Origin of the sequence: Halorientalis marina, from assembly GCF_023028345.1 — an archaeon.
Classification (GTDB): domain Archaea; phylum Halobacteriota; class Halobacteria; order Halobacteriales; family Haloarculaceae; genus Halorientalis; species Halorientalis marina.
Genome location: NZ_CP095487.1, coordinates 16,557 through 33,828, shown reverse-complemented (window position 1 = coordinate 33,828; position 17,272 = coordinate 16,557). Strand labels below are relative to the sequence as shown.

The following is a 17,272-nucleotide window of genomic DNA, read 5'->3' as shown; positions in this document are numbered from 1 at the left end:
ATGACTGACCTCAGCAACGACCGCGTGCGGTCGCTGATCGACGGAGAGATGGCCTGGGACGAGCTTCGCAACGAAGTGCTCCCGGACCCGAAAGACCCGAACCGCTTCGAGAAGACCCGCGAGGTCCTCCAGGACCGCGTGGACTGGGACGACCCGATACTCGTCCCGCTGAACGACCACCTCTACGTGGTCGGGACCGACGAGGGCCGCGTCGTCCGGACGGAGTGTGGCGAGGACCTCTGTGACGTCGACGAGAACTGGAAACGCTCCTGTCGGATCCGCGTCCGCGACGAGGACGAGGAGTTCGAGGAACTGTACCCCAAGTACATGCACGTCGACCCGGACTGGGCCTTCGAGCTCCGGGAGTGGTACTGCCCGGAGTGTTACAAGCTCGTCGACGTGGACGCCGTGCCGGTCGGCTACCCGGTGATCAAGCCGTTCGACCCGGACATCGACACCTTCTACGAGGAGTGGCAGGGCCGACCCGCCCCCGACCGCGAGGGTGACGACGCGGCCGCCGACTGACCGGCGCTCTTTTTTGCGGCTACCGAGTGGAGCCAGCGGTCGCTTGTCGCCCGCTCCGGACCGACTGGTCACTCCCCGTCGACCGGTTCGAGCGGCTCCAGGTCGACGACGCCACGATGCTCCCAGTCCTCGGGCTGGCCCGGTTCCCGGCGCGTGTGGAGGTGGACGTCGCCGTCGGCCCGGAGCAGGAGTGCGTGCTGGAACCCGTCCTCGTCCATGACGAGGGGGCAGGCCTCCCAGTCCGACTCCTCGTCCACGCCGAGGGTCCGGTTCATGCCGATGATCCGGCCGGACTCGTGTGTGAAGACGAACTGCTGGACGCCCGGCGCCACGTCCGCGGTTTCCTTGGGTCGGTAGACGATGACCGAGACGTCGCCGATGTCGGGGTCCGTCACCCGGACGGAATCCCCGTGGTCCAGGTTCCGGACGACTGTGGCAGGTGTTGGCATGACATCGGTAGCAGGGCGCACGACGGTTTATAGCTGGGGGCGGACGCTGTGCGCGCTCACCCCATGTCGACCGTCCCCGAGGCCTCGTCGAGCACGCCCTGCTCGAACTCGTCGGCGTACTGCTCTTCGACCCACTCCTGGACCCGGCTCTCCTGTCGCTCGACGGTCCACTCGTCGTCGTCGAACGCGTCGAACTGCACCCAGCCCCCCTCCGTCTCCGCGTACCCGAGAAGGTGGACACGTCCCGGATCGTCGCGGTAGATCGCGAGCGTGTAGATCACGTAGGGGTCGTCGCCGCCCTTGAGGACCGATAGGGGCACGATACGGCCGTCCTGGCGTTTGAGGTGTTCGGCCTCGTCGTCCGTCAGTGGGCGGTCCGGGAGCGCGTCGATCACGGTAGCTGATCCGGCCAAACGAACAAAACAGTTGGGGCGGGACGCCGGCGCTGTGGCGGCGTCGCGGCCGAAGCGAACGGCAGGCTCTCGACCGACCGGACTACCGCCCTCGCGAGCGCAGCCAGCCGACCGACAGCTCCGACGCCCGACCGACGGCGAACCGGGCCGCGCCGGAGGTCGCGAGGAGGACGGCGAGGAACGCGGTCCCACAGAACACTGCGGCCGCGACGGCGACGGCGGTTGGCGAGAAACCGGTCCGCTCGAGGAGGGCCACGACGCCGGTCGTGACGCCGACCGAGAGGACCAGTCCGAGCACGAACCGCGCGGTCAGCGCGAGGTCGACCGGGACGCGGCCGAACAGGTCCCGGGCGAAGTAACAGACGTAGCCGAAGACGACGAGATTCATCGCGGCGTAGCCCGCGGCCCCGGCGACCGCGCCGAACTCGGCGCCGAAGACGGCCGGGATCGGGACGCTCACCAGCAGGCCGTACAGCTTCGTGCGGAAGCTCACGCTTGGCTTCCCGAGTCCTTCCATCGCGTGCGAGGCGAGCGTCCAGAACCCCCGCAGGACGTTGATACCACCGACGAGGAGGACGGTGATGGAGAAGACCCGCTGTGCCCCGGCGAAGGCGATCTCGGCCACCACGCCGTGGGTCGTCAGGAGGTACCCGAGGACGGCGACGGTCACGCCCGTCCCACCGGTGATCGCGCCGTCGAGGTAGGGCAGGTCGTCGGCGCCGGCGGACGTGTCGCCGCTCACCTTCGTGAGCAGGGGCGAGGAGAGCCGCCAGGCGATCGTCGCGCCGAAGTCGGCGAACCGGTCGGCCGCCTCGTAGACCCCGACGGCCGCCGGCGTCGCGACCACGCCGAGGACGTAGACGGGCATGTTGTACGAGAACCGGTCGAGGATCTGGTCGGGGACGCTCCACCGGGCGAACGTCCAGGCGCGGTCGAGCGCGTGTCGGTCTGGTCGGCCGGGGACGACCCCCAGCGCCAGCGCGACCGGGACGAACAGCGCGAACCGCACGCCGGCGACGACGAGCATGAGGTCGCCGGCCGTCGCCACCGCACCGTCGAACACGAGGACGACGCCGACTTGGACGGCACTCGCCGTGCCGGTGAGCCAGGTCTCGGCGCTGGGATAGCCGATGGCGGCGACGAGGCTCGTGACGATCGACACCAGCGCCACCGAGCAGGCGTACAGCCCCGCCGGGACGAGCAGCCCGGCCTCGAAGACGGTGCGACGGGCGAGCGCCTCGCTCCCGACGACCGCGATCACGCCCGCGACGAGCAGGTAGCCGACGGCGAACGGGACGGCGATGCCGAGGTAGGATTCGACCCGTTCGCCCCGCTCGCTCCCGAGCTTCTGGAGCGTCTGGCTGATCCCTTTCACCGGCCGGAGGACCAGCGCGGCCGAGATGGTGACGAAAAAGAACGTGCCCGTCGCGGCGGGCGAGGTGACGAAGGCGTACACGACGCCGCTCAGGACGTACAGCGTCGTCGACAGGGTCGCCCCGCCGGTCGTCCGGATGGCGGCGTCGAGGAGGTCGATCTCGTCGCCGTCGCGGCGTTCGACCATTCATCCACGACAGGGGCCGGCGCGGCAAGATGCTGTCGGTGGCCGTCCTCACGAACGTCTGCAGGGACGGGGGTCCCACGGCGACCCGCTCACCTCGTCTCGCCGGTGACACCGGCGACGACGACGTAGAGGCCGAAGGTGGAGATGATCGTCCCGGCGAGCTGGGTGCCCGCGGTCGGGAGAAAGCCCACGTCGCCGTACAGAAGCGGCGCGAGCATGAACCAGCCGCCGAAGATCGTCGTGAGCACGGCCGGCGGCAGGCTCGGCCGTCCGTTCGCCCTGAGCAACTGCACGTTCCGAACGGTGAACACCAGGCCGAGCAGACCGCTCGACGCGACGCTGCCGGTGAACGCCTGCGAGGCACCCGTCACGACCGGGATCACCACCGCGCTCGCACACCCGAGCACGCAGACGACCGTCGAGACGAGCAGGAACCGTGATGGCGCTGTTGCTGACACGACCGCCCGTTGGGTCCGGACCGGGTAAAACGCTCGCCCGGCGCGAGGCCGACCCGCATCCGGTCGTCGCCGCGATGCCGATAGCGACCCACGGACACCCACTCCGCGGCGGTCCGGGGGAGCCGTCCGTGCAGTCGGGTGGGGCGCGCTACTCGGCCCGCCGTCGTGGCCGGGCGCTCGCCCGTCGTCACCGCCCGCTCTCGGGGCGCGATCGGTACGCGCGGCGCCGTCGAACGAGGACGACGCCGGCGCCGAGCCAGATGCCGACCTCGAGCAGGAACGACGGACTCCAGAGGTACTGTTGTACGAACGGGATCGGTGCGAGCGCGAGCGGTGCCGGCGGCACCGCGACCGGCCAGAGGAGAAAGAGCGCGTCCAGCGGCCGGCCGTTGACGACGACGTGTGCCGCGTCGAGCAGCACGTGTGACACCCAGCCGACGGCGACCGCGACGGCGGCGCGGTCGACGAACGCAGCGGCGAGGACGACGACCCCGAACAGGGCGCTGTGGCCGACGGTGTGATAGAGCGTGGTAACGCCGAGTGTTGCCAGCGGCTTGTCGAGCAGGTCGGGAAGCGCCGCCCCGACGACGAGCCACGCCACGGACAGCCGCGTGTACGCGCCGAGGACGGCACCCGCGACGAGGTGCGTCGGGAAGAGCACGCGGTCACGTAGGCAGCCGCGCAGTAATTCAGTTGTGCTCGGGCTGCTCGGCACGAGGGAGCCGCCCGGAGACGTAGAGGAAATCACGGACGAAGACCGCAAGCGACGGCGCGAGAACGACTGGGGCGGCGGTCCCGACCAACGACGCCGGCACCGTCGGGACCAGGGCGACGGTCAGAAACGCCATCTGGACGCCGGCCAGGATGCGGCCGAGTTCGCTGTCCGGCCGGTCGACCAGCGGGCGACCCCGGAACCGGCGCCAGCCACAGGCGCCACGGTAGACGAAACGGGCGGCCGACAGCGCGAGATACCAGCCCGGAAGGATGCCCCAGACGACGGCCACGAGCGGTGCAGCGACGAATCCGAAGGTGTCGAACGCCATGTCCAGTCGCTCGCCGAATTCGGTCTCGCGGCCGACCGTTCGGGCCACGAGGCCGTCGACCCTGTCGAGGACGGCACCGATCCCATAACAGACTGCGGGCACCCATCTGAGCCCCGCGTCCGGCGGGACGACGACGAACCCGGCGACGACCGCATAGAGGCCCCCGCGGACCATCGTGACTGCGTTGGCGATCCCGAGCCGGCGGACACGCCCGGGGACTCGCCCCCGACGACGCGCGACCGTGAGGTAGCCAACCTGTGTCGTCCACAGAACCGTGACGACGAGGCCGGGAACGAACGCGCCGGCGTGCGCCCAGGCGGCCGCGGCGAACAGCCGGACGGGTGCGAGGAGCTCGACGCTCATTCCCGCCCTCCGGTCCGGCCTGTCTCTGTCATCGAGACTCCTCCTATAGTTGGGCCGAAGTCGATTAAACCCCCGCATTCAGGCCGTTATCGCAGCAAGCGGACGAGGACGACGAGCAGGACGATCTGCGCGAGCTTGTCGACCGCACCGAGTCCACCCACGTCCGCGGGGAAGGCCTTCGGCCCGGCGGCGAAGTTCAGGACGTACCACAGCCCGATCTGGGCGAGCGTGAACGGGATCCCGAGGGCGTAGACCGCCCGGCGTCGGTAATCCGCGAGCACGAGCACGATCCCACCGAGGAACCCGACCCCGGCGAGTACGAAACTGATCCCCAGCCCCTCGGGCAACAGGCGCACGCCGAGCAGGAGATGTATCCCCGCCGAGACGAGTGCGGCGGCCACGCCGAGCCAGTCGAGCCCGGTCATCGCGTCCGTTCGCGGCCAGCCCTGCCGTGTATCGGTCGCGCCCATACCCACACGTTCGATTTCCGCCGACATAGGCGTGGGGGGACCACCTCGGACTGCCGCGACGGTTCCCTCACCGCTCGAAGTCGGTGTCTTCGAGCGTCTCGATTCGGCCGCGTTCCTCGTCAGTGAGCCGCAGGCCGCCAGCGGCGAGGTTCGTGACGACGTGCTCGGCGGTCGTACTCGACGGGATCGGGACCACGCCAGCGGTGACGTTCCAGGCGAGGACCACTTCCGCCGGCGACCAGCCTCGCTCGGCTGCGATCGCCTCGAGGACCGGTTCGGCGAGCAGGCCCGGTGCCGACAGCGGCGAGTGCGCGATCACGCGGATCCCCCGCCGGTGACACCACCGCACGAGATCGGTTCGCGGCTGGTAGGGGTGGCGTTCGACCTGGACGACCGCTGGCGGGGCCGTCCCCGCGTCGCAAATCGTCCGCAACTGTGCCAGCGAGACGTTGCAGACACCGAGCGTCCGTGCCAGGCCCCGCTCGTGGACCGTTTCGAGGTTGGCCCAGGACTCGGCGAGTGAGACGTCCGCGGTCGCGCGCTCGCCGTCGTCGTCCTCGGGGAAGACCAGCGCCTCCATCTCCTCGACGGGACGTTCGGCCAGTCGGTCGAGCGGGCCCTGATACGCCCACGCGTCGGGCCAGTGGAGCGTGTAGCAATCGAACGCGTCGATCCCGAGTTCGTCGAGGCTCCCCCTGCAGGCTTCGAGGACGTGCTCGTGATTGGTGTTCCAGACCTTCCCGAGCAGGAAGAGCGACTCGCGGTCGGGCGTCCCGGGGGCATCGAGCAAGCCGCCGATGCGATGTTCGTTACCGTACAGTTCCGCGGCGTCAAGCAGGCGGTAGCCGGCGTCTAACGCCGCCGCGATGCTATCGACCCGGTCGACGTACTCGCCGTCACCCCGGTAACGGGAACAGCCGAACCCGACCGGCGGGAGCCTGATCGCGCTCCCGGTCGCCCCCGGGTCAGCCGTGGCGGCTCCGTCCCCACCGCGGTGGGGCCACCCCTGGTTGGGCCGTACGACCGGGCGCGGGACGGGGTCGGCCCGCGCGCCGTGATCGGCCACCGACACCGGGCCGCCGTCGGCACCCGCTCGCTCGATGGCCGCACAGACGGCGACGACGTGTGCCCCGCGTCTGGCGGTCGCACGTGGCCGCCGCCCGTCGGCGAGCGCGGCCGCGAACCGGGCGACGCCGTCGAGATGTGTCGCCGCCTCGACCGGCGTTTGTGGTGGCATCGGGGTGTACTCGCGGCCGACGCGCCCGAACGATACCGACGAGCGATCGACGGCCATCGCGCCGGCGTCGTCCACGTAGAGCGATCCGTCGTCGCCGTGGACCTCCAGCCCGTAGAACTCGCGGCTCCGATGGGGCGCGTAGAAACTGGCCGTCAGCCGCGCGACCGGGCCGTCCGCGAACGCGAGCGTCGCCTCGACGTGACTCGGTGCCGACGGGCGCTGGGCCTCGCGGGCCGGCCAGGTGTCGAGCGTGTCGGCGACCCGGACCGTCTCGACGGGCCCGAACCACGACACGAGCGCCGACAACGGGTAGACGCCGCCGTCGTACAGTGGCCCGACCCGGAGGAACCCGTCCGGCCGGTCGTGCCAGTCGGTCACCCGGCCGACGTGGGCGTGCGCGTAGACCAGGCCGACACGGCCCAGGCGACCGTCGGCGAGCGCCCGGCCGGCGAGCCGTTGTGCGGGACAGTCCGGTGTGATGGGGGCACAGGCCAGTCCCAGCCCGTCCCGCTCGGCCAGCGCGACCAGGTCGGCGGCCGTCTCCCCGTCCAGCGCGAGCGGTTTCTCCGAGTAGACGTGTCGGCCAGCGTCGAGACACTGCCGGGTCACGGACGCGTGGGCGCCGTGGCTCGTGAGATTCACGACGAGGGCCGCGTCACAGTCGGCCAGTGCCGTCTCGAGATCGGTGAACGCGGCGGCGCCGGTGCGGTCGGCGAGGGCCGTCGCTCGTTCGGGATCGGTGTCACAGACCCCGGCGAGCGACAGCGGGCTTCCGGCCAGCGCGCCCGCGTACTGGTCCGCGACCGCCCCGGCGCCGACGAACAGACACTGCACAGCACAATCCGGGGCCGGACGCGTTATAAATACATCCGCACTGGGCCGTCCACCCCCCCGGCACCGCGGCGGTACCCCTATGCCACCGCCAGCCCTGTCGTCGACCGTGTCAGGAAGCGCGGACCTACAGGCCGGACGCGGGCCGCTCCGGCGCTGGTATCTGCGGGCCATCCAGGCCGTCGGCCGCCGCCTCAGCTACGGTACGCCCGCCTACGAGGCCGACTGGGACCTGCTGGTCGTGCTGGACGGCTGCCGGCCGGACACGCTCCGCGCGGTCGCCGACGACTACGCGTTCGTGGACGCGGTCGCGACCCGGCGGTCGGTCGGCAGTTGCTCCTCGGACTGGCTGACGGCCACGTTCGGCCCGGACCGGTACCGCTCGCTCGTCGCCGAGACCGCGATGGTGACGGGGAACACGTGGACGGACCGGTATCTGGACGCCGACGCCTTCGCGGCGCTGGACGAGGTCTGGAAGTACGCCTGGGACGAGGACCTCGGGACCGTCCCCGCGCCCGCGGTCACCGACAGGGCGATCGCCCTCGCACGCGAGCGCGACCCCGAGCGACTGGTCGTCCACTACATGCAGCCCCACCACCCGTTCGTCCCGGACCCGCTCGAGGGCGACACCGGCATGGCCCGCACCGGCGCCGAGAGTAACGCCGCGAACCCCTGGACACTCCTCCGGCGCGGGGCGGTGTCGGCCGAGCGCGTCCGGGCGGCATACACCGCGAACCTGTGCTACGCGCTGGACTCGGTGGCGGTGTTACTCGACAACGTCGCAGCGGACCGTGTCGTGATCACGGCGGACCACGCCAATCTGTTCGGCGAGTGGGGACTGTACGGTCACCCGATCGCGACGCCGGTGCCGACACTGCTCCGGGTGCCCTGGGTCGAGACGACGGCAACGGACCGGGGGACGCGCGACCCGTCGCTGTCGCCGCCGACCCCCCTGCCCGTCCCGCACGTGATCGGCGAGACCGGCGTCACCGACCAACTCGACGCGCTGGGCTACCGGTGACGGGGGCGGCGACCGGACGCCGGCGGGCGCTTACCGGCAGGCGTACTTTTTAGAAGGAATCGCCCGTGATGTGTCTATGGCGCTCTCAGGCGGGGGACTCCCTCCCACGGGTCGCATCGACCACGAACGAGTCCGCGGCGTCGCGACGGACGGGTGACCGATGCCCGCCCGCTCGCTCTACTTCTCCGACCCGGAGTCGGTGTCGGTCGAGGAGCGACCGGTCCCGGACCCGGACGACGACCAGTTGCTCGTCCGGACGGAACGGTCGTTCATCAGCTCGGGCACGGAACTGCTGATCTATCGGGACGAAGCGCCGGCTGACATCCAGACCGACGAGACAATCGACGCCCTCGATGGGACGCTGTCGTACCCGCTCCAGTACGGGTACGCGGCCGTCGGCCAGGTGTCGGCTACGGGCGCGGCCGTCGACGACGACTGGATCGGGCGCCGCGTCTTCGCGTTCCACCCACACGAGAGTCACTTCCTCGCGACGCCCGCCGAGGTGGTCCCGGTCGACCTCTCGCCCGACCGGGCGGCACTGGTCGCCAACGCCGAGGCGGCGGTCAACTTCGTCATGGACGGCCGGCCGAAGATCGGCGAGCGCGTCGCCGTTTTCGGGCAGGGTGTCGTCGGCCTGCTGACGACCGCGTTCCTCTCGTCGTTCCCGCTCGGTGAGCTGACGACCGTCGACTGCTACGAACACCGTCGGTCGGTCTCGCGACAACTCGGTGCCGACAGGACCCGCTCGCCGGACGCCGACGTCGGCGACCGGATCGGCGACACGCACGCCGACGGCGCGGACCTCTCGTTCGAGGTGTCCGGCAACCCCAACGCGCTGGACGAGGCGATCCAGGTGACGGGCTACGCCGGCCGTGTCGTCGTCGGGTCGTGGTACGGAACCAAACCCGTCCAGCTCGAACTGGGTGGGAAGTTCCACCGGAGCCACGTCCGCGTCCGGAGCAGTCAGGTGAGTCACGTCGACCCCGACCACGGCGGCCGCTGGGACAAGGACCGCCGGCTCGCCCTCGTCCAGGACCTGCTGGCCGATGTCGATCCGGACACCCTCATCACCGACGAGTTCCCCGTCGAACGTGCCGGGGAGGCCTACGAGGCCCTCGACTCGACCCCCGAGACGACACTCGGTGTCACGTTGACCTACGACTGACACCGTGCCAGCGACCGGCCCGTCGACTCAACCCTGCACCACATTTAGGATGACTTCGCCCTCAATACGAGTGTATGTACGAAGTCACGGCGCTGGACGATTTCGTCGCCCAGCACTACCTCACCGTGCCCAATCCGCCGGCCGGCGAAGGGGAGCCACACTCACATCACTTCGAGGTCGAGTTGACGTTCCGGGGTGGAGAGCTGAACGAGTACGACTACCTCGTCGACATCGACGACGTCGAGGCCGCACTGGCCGAACTGCGCGAGCGGTACACGGACGCCCTGCTCAACGACCTGCCGGAGTTCGAGGGGAGGAATCCGAGCGTGGAACGGCTCAGTCGCGTCGTCTGGGACCGGGTGGCCGACCGCGTCACTGACGAGACTGTCGAGGCAGTGACGGTCACCATCTGGGAGGACGACCAGGCCAACGCAGCCTACGACGCGCCGGTCTGATGCACGTCGGCCTCGCCCTCTACGGTGGCCTCGACGGCCAGTCCGGCGGGTTCCGGTACGACCGCCGACTCGTCGAGGAGTTGCGTGCCGCCGGCGACACGGTCGACGTGATCGATCTCCCGTGGCGGTCGTATACGCGCGGCCTGCTGGACAACCTCTCGGGGTCGCTTCGGAAGCGACTCGACGGCGGGTTCGACGTCCTGTTGCAGGACGAACTCGCTCACCCGTCGCTGGTGGGGGTGAACCGGCAGCTGTCGTGTCCGACCGTCAGTATCGTTCACCATCTCCGGGCGGACGAGGGTGGCCGGCTCGCGCCGCTGTACCGGGCCGTCGAGCGACGCTACCTCGCGACCGTCGACGCCGCGGTCTGTAACAGCGAAACGACACGCGAGCGCGTCGTCGCGACGAGCCCGCTCTCGGCCGCGCGAACGCTCGTCGCCCCGCCGGCCGGCGACCGGTTCGATCCAGCGATCAGCGACGGGACCATCGAGGAGCGTGCGCGGACGGTCCCGCTCCGGCTCGCCTTTCTCGGCAACATCGAGCCACGGAAAGGACTGGACACGCTGGTGGCGGGGCTCACGCGGGTCGCAGAGCCCTGGCACCTGACCGTGGTCGGGCGCGCGACCGACCAGGGGTATCGCGACCGCGTGGCGGAACGCGCCACGGCAGCCGGGTGTGCGGATCGCGTGTCGTTTACCGGCCGCCTTCCCGATACCGAACTGGCCGCTGTCCTCCGTCGGGGACACGTCCTCGCGATCCCCTCCAGATACGAGGGGTTCGGCATCGCGTACCTGGAGGGGATGGCGTTCGGCCTCCCGGCCATCGCGACGACGGCCGGTGGCGCCGCCCAGATCGTGACCGACGGGGAGACGGGACTGCTGATCGCCCCGGAAGACCCGGCCGCGGTCGCCGACGCCGTCACGACGCTGGCTGCCGACCGCGACGAGTTGGCTCGCATGGGCCGCGCCGCTCGCCGTCGGTACGAGGCGCACCCCGACTGGGCAGCGACGGCCGACCGCGTCCGCTCGTTCGTGGCCGACCTGGCCGGAACGCGGCCCACGGAGGCAGTCTGATGCCCCCAGCGGATTTCCAGCGGTATCTCCGGGCCAAACGGACGGTCGACGACCGTAGCCTCGACAGACGCCTCCTCGACGCGCTGACGACCGGGCTGGCCGACCTGGCGACCGACCGTGACGGCCCGGTACGGGTCCTGGAAGTGGGTGCCGGCGTCGGCACGATGATCGAGCGATTACTGGCGTGGGACCGGCTCCCGCAGGGACCGGTCGAGTACACCGCGGTCGACGTCGATCCAGCCAACACGGCGGCGCTTCCGGACCGCCTCCGCGACTGGACGGCCGACCGCCCGGTCACTGCCACGGAGCAGGCCGGCGGAATCGTCCTCGACGGCGAGGACCGCCGCGTGTCGGTGACGGTCGGGACGGCCGACGCCGCCGACTTCGTCGCCGGGGCCGACCGCGAGTGGGACCTCCTGATCGGGATGGCGTTTCTCGACATCGTCGGCCTCGACCGGCTTCCCCTCCTCCTCTCGGCGCTCGCACCCGGCGGGTACTGGTACTTCCCGATCACGTTCGACGGCGGCACGCGGTTCGGGCCGGACCACCCCGCCGACGACGCCGTCGAACGACAGTACCACCGACACATGGACGCGAAACCGGGCGGGGACAGCCGTGCCGGTCAGCACGTGCTCGACCGACTGCACGACCGTGACGGCGTCACGGTCACTGGCGTCGCCGGGTCCGACTGGGCGGTCTACCCGCAAGGCGACGGCTACCCGGCCGACGAGGGCTACTTCCTGCGGTACGTCCTCGGGACCATCGAGACGGCGCTCGGTGAACGCGACCACGGGGAGGTCCTCGACGACGCGACGCTCGCCGACTGGCTCGACACCCGCCGCCAGCAGGTCGCCGACGCCGAGCTGGTCTATCTGACCCACCAGCTCGACCTCCTCGGCCGTGCCCCGTCGCCGCCGGCCCGCGACTGAGCGACCGGCGGCAGGCGTCCCGATGCCGGGGCATGGTGTGGTGTGTCAACACATACTTGTTCCTGGCACCGAAAGGTAGCCACCATGCCGGCCGAGAACGAACGGGCGGACGACGGCGGACTGCCGGAGTGGGTCGTGGCGGACCTGTTTGCCGCGCCGACCCGGGAGCGTATCCTCTGTCGCCTCCGGCGGGCGGACGGCCCGGTACTGCTGTGTGACATCGTCGCGGAACTCGCGGCGTCGTCGGCCGAGACGCGACGGGAGGTACGGATGACCCTGTTTCAGGAGCACCTGCCGAAACTAACGGCGACGGGCGCGGTCGAGTTCGATTCGGCACGGGGAACGCTCAGTCCGGGCGGGGCGGCCGACGCGCTGGCGCCGCGGCTCACGGACTGTCCGGAGGCCCCACTCCAGGATCGTGTGTAACCGGTTGGCGTGTCCGTCTTCCAAAGAACAATACGAAATACGTCCCAAGTAGTGGTACCGTGACACAAACGCAGGTAACGCTGATCCAGATCGACAACTACGGGCCCTGGACTGTCACACCGGAACCGAGGCGCGAAGTCGACCTCCAGACGCTGCAGTCGCGTCTCTACGCCGACGTCTCCCAACTGGTCGGGAATCGGCAGGGGTACGCGTTCTTCGGCCGCTTCGACAACATGGTCACGATAACGAACGGACTCGATGTCGAGGACCACGCGCTCGTGCAGGAGTCCATCGCCAACCGGTACCCGGTCACCGCGAGCATGAGTATCGCGACGGACGCATCACCCGTCGCGGCACTCGGCCGCGCGTCGGACCGGCTCCAGAGCGCCGGGAGCGCACAGGACGCGGAACGGCGAGAGATCCTTCGCGGCGAGCCGCTGGCCGAGTCCGACCGGGCCGACGACGACGTCCAGCTCGCTCACTTCGACGTGAACGACGCCACCGGGAAATACACCGACGAACTCAACGAGTTCGACACGTTCATTCGGATCGAGCAGAGCTACGCGGAGCTCATGCGACACATGCGCGAGGCGCACGACTCCCTCTCGTTTTTCGTCGGGGGTGACAACATCATCGCCGTCTGTTCGTCGCTCACCCGCGAGGACTATCAGGACGCTATCGACCACGTCAACGACGCGGTCGACGTCGAACTCAAGGTCGGTGTCGGGCGCTCCGCCGTCGCACAGACCGCGGGCATGGCCGCGAAACACGCGCTGGAATCCTGTCGCGAGGACGGCGCAGACGTCGAGTTCGCCGATATGGACCACTCGACACCAGCCAGACAGAACGTGGATTGAGCGAGCCGACGAGACCGGCCGTACTGTGGGAGCGGTCGCGGAGCGACAACTCGTACGAGCCACGCTCACCCGTCAAGCCCGCCGATCTATCGGCCCCGGCCGAAGGTTTTTCCACGTCTCGCCGAAGGACCGGGTGTGAGTGAACGCGCACACAGCCCGCCCGGGCTTCCGGTCGTCGGGAGCGTCACGCAGCTTGCCCGGGACCCGCTGCGGTACCTCGCCGGCGTCCAGGCTGCTTACGGCGGGCAGTATCCACTCGTCAGACTCGATCCGCCGGGCGGGCAGACGGTGTCGGTCGTGCTCGACGCGTCGCTCGTCCACGAGATTCTCGAGGACCGCGACCGGTTCGCGCGGCCCGGAACCGGGCCGGACCAGCAGCGCCGCCAGGGACTGCTCACCAGTCGTGGTGCCCTCTGGGAGCAACAGCGGTCGGTGCTCGACCCCGAGTTCGTCGGGGGGCGACTGGCCGACTACGCCGACGTCGCGGCCGACACCGTCGAGTCGATGCTCGCGGACTGGCCCGCGGACGGCCGCATCGATCTGGTGTCGGAACTGTCGACGATGACGATGCGGGTCATCACGCGGACGCTGTTCAGCCAGGACACGACCCGGGAGCAGAGCCGAACGGTCGAGGAGGCGCTGTCCGCCGTCGCCGACGAGTTCGAGCCAGACGTGACCGATTTCCTGCTGCCCGACTGGCTCCAGCCCGGCCCCTCGGCGGCGTTCGAGGCGGCCAACGAGACGCTGGACGCGGTCGCCCAGGGGTTCGTCGACGACCACGTGAACGCCGAGGACCCGCCACAGGACATGATCACGGCGCTGATGGCGGCACAGGCAGACCCCGACGTCGAACTCTCGGACAACGAACTGATCGACGAGGCGGTGCTGTTCATGACCGCCGGCCAGGAGACGACGGCCCTGACGGTCACCTACGCCTTCCACTGGCTGTCGAAGCACCCGGAAACACGCCGACGTGTCGCCGAGGAGGCCCAGCAGGTCCTCGACGGGGACCCGCCGGGCTGGGAGACGCTGCCGGAACTGACCTACACGGAGAAGGTGGTCCGGGAGACGCTCCGGCTCACGCCCGCGGCGTGGAACATCACGCGGGTCGCCCGCGAGCCGACGACCGTCGGCGGCGTCCAGGTCGCGGCCGACGAACCACTGCTGCTGTCGACGTACGCGCACCACCGCGACGGTCGCGTGTGGGACGACCCGGAGACGTTCGACCCGGACCGCTGGGGCGACACTGCGAGTCGAGCCGACGAGTCGTACTTCCCGTTCGGGGCCGGGCCGAGGGTGTGTATCGGTCGCCAGATCGCGCTCACCGAGGCACAGTTCGCGCTCGCACACGTCCTCCAGCACTACCGCGTCGAGACCGTCCCCGATACGCTCTCGTTCCAGCCGGGCGTGACCCTCAGACCCGAGGGTGCCGTCGACGCCACCGTCCGCCGGCGAGCCGATGGGTCCGACTGACCGCCACGGGCAGCACGTCCACACTCGCATCGTCCGCATCGGCCACGAACACGTCTCCGTCTCGGAGCCGCGCGGTCGCTCGGAGTCCTGTCCCGGCCGTGAGACGTGGTGTTCGTGGCCTCGAAACGGCGGTATTCGGATACCGTCGAAAGACGAGGTGGCCGGGGCCTTCCATGCCGCACGTCGAAAACCGCCCGCAGTCCGCCCGTGGCGGGACCCGGTCAGAATCCGAATATCGGCACGAACCGGAAGAAGAGATACGCGCCGACCGTCGCGATCGCCGGGACGATGTTCTGCATCAGGACGACCCGGGCGGTCGTCGCGGGGTTGAACAGACTCCCTGCGCTCGGGATATCCTCGGGGTCCTCCTCGCCGATGGGCGGCAGTTCCTCGCCCTCCTCGTCACCAGCGAGTGCGTCGACGGTAACCGGCGGCGATTCCTCCCTGGAAACGACCTCGGGAACGGTTACCGGTCGAGTCGCTCGTCCCCAGCCGAGTCCGACGATGGACATCGTCGCGATGATGACGAAACTCGCCGGAATCCCCAGTGCCGAGAGAAAGATCACGAGCGACGAACTGACGGAGGCGACGACGATGGCGGCCGTCAGCGGGAGTTCCGTGATGTCGCTGCCCATCGTCTCCAGGGTCCGCCTGGCGATGGTGAACGCGCCGATGGCGACCGCGATGCCGCCGAAGATGATCGCCGGGTCCATCCGCAGTTCACCGCTGCCGACCAGCGGCGCGACGGCGTTGGCGATGTTCGAGGTCCCGGAACTGAACGCCATCAGACAGCCGATGGCGACGACGGTGATCGTCCCGATCAGTTCTCGGCGGTTCGTCGTCCGGTGTAACCGCGGGATCGGCACGACGCCGGAGCGGTCGATATCGAACAGCGGTCCCGTGCTGCGCTCCATCGCCACCATGCGGTTGAGCCGCGCGTAGAGGTACCGGCCGATGATCAGCGAGACCCAGAAGCCGATGATCGGCGAGACGACCCACCAGGTGAGTATCTCGGCCATGACGGCGAGGTCGAGGACGCCACCGGCGAGGCCCAGCCCCGCAATCGCCCCGACTGCGGTCATCGACGTCGAGGCCGGGACGCCGAAGAGGTTGCCCATGAGGAGCGCGATGCCGATGAAAAAGAGGACCGTGATGGACGATTCGAGCGTGAAGACGCTGGTACTGACCACCAGTTCCGTGCCGAGTTTGGTCACGACGTTCCGGCCGATGGTCCAGGCGCCGATGAAGAAGAAGACGGCCATGAGCGCCGCTGCGGCGGTCTTCGAGATCGCGTCGGCACCGACGGCCGGGCCGAACGCCGGCCCCGTCGTCGAGCCGCCGATGTTGTACGCGACGAACATCGCCACGAGGACGCCGACGACGAGGAGGACGTCGACCATCAGTTGTCCTCGTCGGTATCGTCCGCGTCTTCGTCGGTATCGTCCGCGTCTTCGTCGTCCCAGACATCGGCTTCGTCCTCGTCTTCCCACTGTTCGTCCGATTCCACGTCACTGGCCTGCTCGTCGTCCCATACCTCCTCCCGAGTCCCTTCCCACTCGTCGCCGGCCTGTGGCTCCAGTTCCTCCTCCAGCGTCTCTTCGACGGTTTCTTCGACGGTGTCGTTGACCGTCTCTTCGACAGTCTCCTCGACGGTTTCCTCCACCGTCTCGCTCACTGTCTCTTCGACCGTCTTTTCGACGGTTTCACCGACTTTCTCCTCGACAGTTTCTTCGACCGAGTCGCTCACGGTTTCCTCGACGGTTTCGCCGACTTTCGCCTCGACAGTCTCCTCGACAGTATCGCTGACCGTTTCCTCGACGGTTTCGCCGACCTTCGCTTCGACTGTCTCTTCGACGGTATCGCTGACAGTCTCCTCGACGGTATCGCTCACGGTTTCTTCGACGGTTTCGCCGACTTTCGCCTCGACGGTCTCCTCGACGGTATCGCTCACGGTTTCTTCGACGGTTTCGCCGACTTTCGCCTCGACGGTCTCCTCGACGGTGTCGCTGACCGTCTCCTCCACCGTCTCGCCGACCTTCTCGTCCATGGTCTCGTCGACGGTCTCCTCGACGGTCTCTTTGACCGCCGTTGTCATCCAGTCGGGGTCGAACCTCGCCATCTTCCAGACGACGTGGATGATATACGAGATCAGGACACCGAACCCGAACGCCAACCCGACGGCATTATTGGCGACCAGGATCAGTCCGACCGAGACCGCAATCAGCAGTCCGTACACGAGGTCGATGATCGAGTCGACCCGACTCGGGTTCATAGCCCGCCCGGGAACCGCCCGGAGAGTGCCGTTACGATAGATGTTCGTCGCCCATTGGATGTGAAAAAGTGCATGTATATATTCGTAGCACGCTGTAAGTCAAGTACCTTGGCAAAGACGGATTCCGGGGGCGCGGGAGGGTCCCGGCTCCAGCGAGCGTGGCGTGATACGTCCCGTCGATGTCGGCACGGTCCGGCACGGCCGGCGGCCCTGCACAGAAGGCTTATCCGCACAAATACCGTATATAAAGC

At 69.2% G+C, this 17,272-nt stretch carries 19 protein-coding genes; 9 read left to right on the top strand and 10 right to left on the bottom strand.

Going from position 1 to position 17,272, the window contains the following annotated elements; translation table 11 throughout:
* Positions 1 to 525, top strand: a complete 525-nt coding sequence (locus MUG96_RS00185) for an acetone carboxylase subunit gamma (RefSeq protein ID WP_246985427.1) — start codon at positions 1 to 3, stop codon at positions 523 to 525.
* Positions 526 to 593: 68 nt separating this feature from the next.
* On the opposite strand, the gene MUG96_RS00180 is transcribed toward MUG96_RS00185, so the two are convergent.
* From MUG96_RS00180 to MUG96_RS00145, 8 genes are all read right to left on the bottom strand, one after another.
* Positions 594 to 974, bottom strand: coding sequence for a hypothetical protein (locus MUG96_RS00180; protein WP_246985425.1), 381 nt, complete (start codon positions 972 to 974; stop codon positions 594 to 596).
* Positions 975 to 1,030: 56 nt separating this feature from the next.
* On the bottom strand, positions 1,031 to 1,369 hold the full coding sequence (locus MUG96_RS00175; RefSeq protein ID WP_246985424.1) for a DUF7964 domain-containing protein: 339 nt from the start codon (positions 1,367 to 1,369) through the stop codon (positions 1,031 to 1,033).
* 100 nt (positions 1,370 to 1,469) lie between these two features.
* Entirely contained in the window at positions 1,470 to 2,948 is a 1,479-nt protein-coding gene (locus MUG96_RS00170) for a transporter (RefSeq protein ID WP_246985422.1), read from the bottom strand.
* An 89-nt stretch (positions 2,949 to 3,037) separates the two neighbouring features.
* Complete coding sequence (locus tag MUG96_RS00165; protein ID WP_373222125.1) at positions 3,038 to 3,379, bottom strand: hypothetical protein; 342 nt, start codon at positions 3,377 to 3,379, stop codon at positions 3,038 to 3,040.
* Positions 3,380 to 3,593: 214 nt separating this feature from the next.
* Entirely contained in the window at positions 3,594 to 4,067 is a 474-nt protein-coding gene (locus MUG96_RS00160) for a metal-dependent hydrolase (RefSeq protein ID WP_246985418.1), read from the bottom strand.
* Between the two features lie 28 nt (positions 4,068 to 4,095).
* The gene (locus tag MUG96_RS00155; protein WP_246985416.1) at positions 4,096 to 4,812 is read right to left on the bottom strand and encodes a CDP-alcohol phosphatidyltransferase family protein; all 717 of its coding nucleotides are present in this window, start codon (positions 4,810 to 4,812) and stop codon (positions 4,096 to 4,098) included.
* A gap of 86 nt (positions 4,813 to 4,898) precedes the next feature.
* Positions 4,899 to 5,282 carry a DUF7475 family protein gene (locus tag MUG96_RS00150; RefSeq protein WP_246985414.1) on the bottom strand — a complete coding sequence of 128 codons (384 nt, stop codon included), beginning with the start codon at positions 5,280 to 5,282 and terminating at the stop codon, positions 4,899 to 4,901.
* 67 nt (positions 5,283 to 5,349) lie between these two features.
* Positions 5,350 to 7,353 (bottom strand): aldo/keto reductase, encoded by a 2,004-nt coding sequence (locus tag MUG96_RS00145; RefSeq protein ID WP_246985412.1) that lies wholly within the window; start codon positions 7,351 to 7,353, stop codon positions 5,350 to 5,352.
* Between the two features lie 106 nt (positions 7,354 to 7,459).
* On the opposite strand from MUG96_RS00145, the gene MUG96_RS00140 reads away from it, so the two are divergent.
* The 8 genes from MUG96_RS00140 to MUG96_RS00105 all read left to right on the top strand — a co-directional run bounded on the left by MUG96_RS00140 (position 7,460) and on the right by MUG96_RS00105 (position 14,749).
* On the top strand, positions 7,460 to 8,371 hold the full coding sequence (locus MUG96_RS00140; protein WP_246985410.1) for an alkaline phosphatase family protein: 912 nt from the start codon (positions 7,460 to 7,462) through the stop codon (positions 8,369 to 8,371).
* Positions 8,372 to 8,531: 160 nt separating this feature from the next.
* Entirely contained in the window at positions 8,532 to 9,536 is a 1,005-nt protein-coding gene (locus tag MUG96_RS00135) for a zinc-dependent alcohol dehydrogenase (protein ID WP_246985408.1), read from the top strand.
* 74 nt (positions 9,537 to 9,610) lie between these two features.
* Positions 9,611 to 9,991, top strand: coding sequence for a 6-pyruvoyl trahydropterin synthase family protein (locus MUG96_RS00130; RefSeq protein WP_246985406.1), 381 nt, complete (start codon positions 9,611 to 9,613; stop codon positions 9,989 to 9,991).
* The gene (locus MUG96_RS00125) at positions 9,991 to 11,064 is read left to right on the top strand and encodes a glycosyltransferase family 4 protein (RefSeq protein WP_246985404.1); all 1,074 of its coding nucleotides are present in this window, start codon (positions 9,991 to 9,993) and stop codon (positions 11,062 to 11,064) included. The genes MUG96_RS00130 and MUG96_RS00125 overlap by 1 nt, the downstream gene beginning before the upstream one ends.
* Positions 11,064 to 11,993 carry a class I SAM-dependent methyltransferase gene (locus MUG96_RS00120; protein WP_246985402.1) on the top strand — a complete coding sequence of 310 codons (930 nt, stop codon included), beginning with the start codon at positions 11,064 to 11,066 and terminating at the stop codon, positions 11,991 to 11,993. The genes MUG96_RS00125 and MUG96_RS00120 overlap by 1 nt, the downstream gene beginning before the upstream one ends.
* Positions 11,994 to 12,077: 84 nt before the next feature.
* Entirely contained in the window at positions 12,078 to 12,419 is a 342-nt protein-coding gene (locus MUG96_RS00115; protein WP_246985400.1) for a DUF7344 domain-containing protein, read from the top strand.
* A 59-nt stretch (positions 12,420 to 12,478) separates the two neighbouring features.
* On the top strand, positions 12,479 to 13,276 hold the full coding sequence (locus MUG96_RS00110; protein WP_246985398.1) for a GTP cyclohydrolase III: 798 nt from the start codon (positions 12,479 to 12,481) through the stop codon (positions 13,274 to 13,276).
* Positions 13,277 to 13,411: 135 nt separating this feature from the next.
* Positions 13,412 to 14,749, top strand: a complete 1,338-nt coding sequence (locus MUG96_RS00105; RefSeq protein WP_246985396.1) for a cytochrome P450 — start codon at positions 13,412 to 13,414, stop codon at positions 14,747 to 14,749.
* Between the two features lie 221 nt (positions 14,750 to 14,970).
* On the opposite strand, the gene MUG96_RS00100 is transcribed toward MUG96_RS00105, so the two are convergent.
* Both MUG96_RS00100 and MUG96_RS00095 read right to left on the bottom strand, forming a co-directional pair.
* Positions 14,971 to 16,149 (bottom strand): inorganic phosphate transporter, encoded by a 1,179-nt coding sequence (locus MUG96_RS00100; protein ID WP_246985394.1) that lies wholly within the window; start codon positions 16,147 to 16,149, stop codon positions 14,971 to 14,973.
* Entirely contained in the window at positions 16,149 to 17,021 is an 873-nt protein-coding gene (locus MUG96_RS00095; RefSeq protein WP_246985393.1) for a hypothetical protein, read from the bottom strand. Before MUG96_RS00095 ends, MUG96_RS00100 begins: the two co-directional genes overlap by 1 nt.
* Positions 17,022 to 17,272 lie beyond the last annotated feature (251 nt).

Excerpts from the sequence above, each read along its gene's own strand:
- MUG96_RS00185 (WP_246985427.1), top strand. The coding sequence starts at position 1 with ATGACTGACCTCAGCAACGACCGCGTGCGGTCGCTGATCGACGGAGAG.
- MUG96_RS00180 (WP_246985425.1), bottom strand. The coding sequence starts at position 974 with ATGCCAACACCTGCCACAGTCGTCCGGAACCTGGACCACGGGGATTCC.
- MUG96_RS00170 (WP_246985422.1), bottom strand. The coding sequence starts at position 2,948 with ATGGTCGAACGCCGCGACGGCGACGAGATCGACCTCCTCGACGCCGCC.
- MUG96_RS00155 (WP_246985416.1), bottom strand. The coding sequence starts at position 4,812 with ATGAGCGTCGAGCTCCTCGCACCCGTCCGGCTGTTCGCCGCGGCCGCC.
- MUG96_RS00150 (WP_246985414.1), bottom strand. The coding sequence starts at position 5,282 with ATGGGCGCGACCGATACACGGCAGGGCTGGCCGCGAACGGACGCGATG.
- MUG96_RS00135 (WP_246985408.1), top strand. The coding sequence starts at position 8,532 with ATGCCCGCCCGCTCGCTCTACTTCTCCGACCCGGAGTCGGTGTCGGTC.
- MUG96_RS00130 (WP_246985406.1), top strand. The coding sequence starts at position 9,611 with ATGTACGAAGTCACGGCGCTGGACGATTTCGTCGCCCAGCACTACCTC.
- MUG96_RS00125 (WP_246985404.1), top strand. The coding sequence starts at position 9,991 with ATGCACGTCGGCCTCGCCCTCTACGGTGGCCTCGACGGCCAGTCCGGC.
- MUG96_RS00120 (WP_246985402.1), top strand. The coding sequence starts at position 11,064 with ATGCCCCCAGCGGATTTCCAGCGGTATCTCCGGGCCAAACGGACGGTC.
- MUG96_RS00115 (WP_246985400.1), top strand. The coding sequence starts at position 12,078 with ATGCCGGCCGAGAACGAACGGGCGGACGACGGCGGACTGCCGGAGTGG.
- MUG96_RS00100 (WP_246985394.1), bottom strand. The coding sequence starts at position 16,149 with ATGGTCGACGTCCTCCTCGTCGTCGGCGTCCTCGTGGCGATGTTCGTC.
- MUG96_RS00095 (WP_246985393.1), bottom strand. The coding sequence starts at position 17,021 with ATGAACCCGAGTCGGGTCGACTCGATCATCGACCTCGTGTACGGACTG.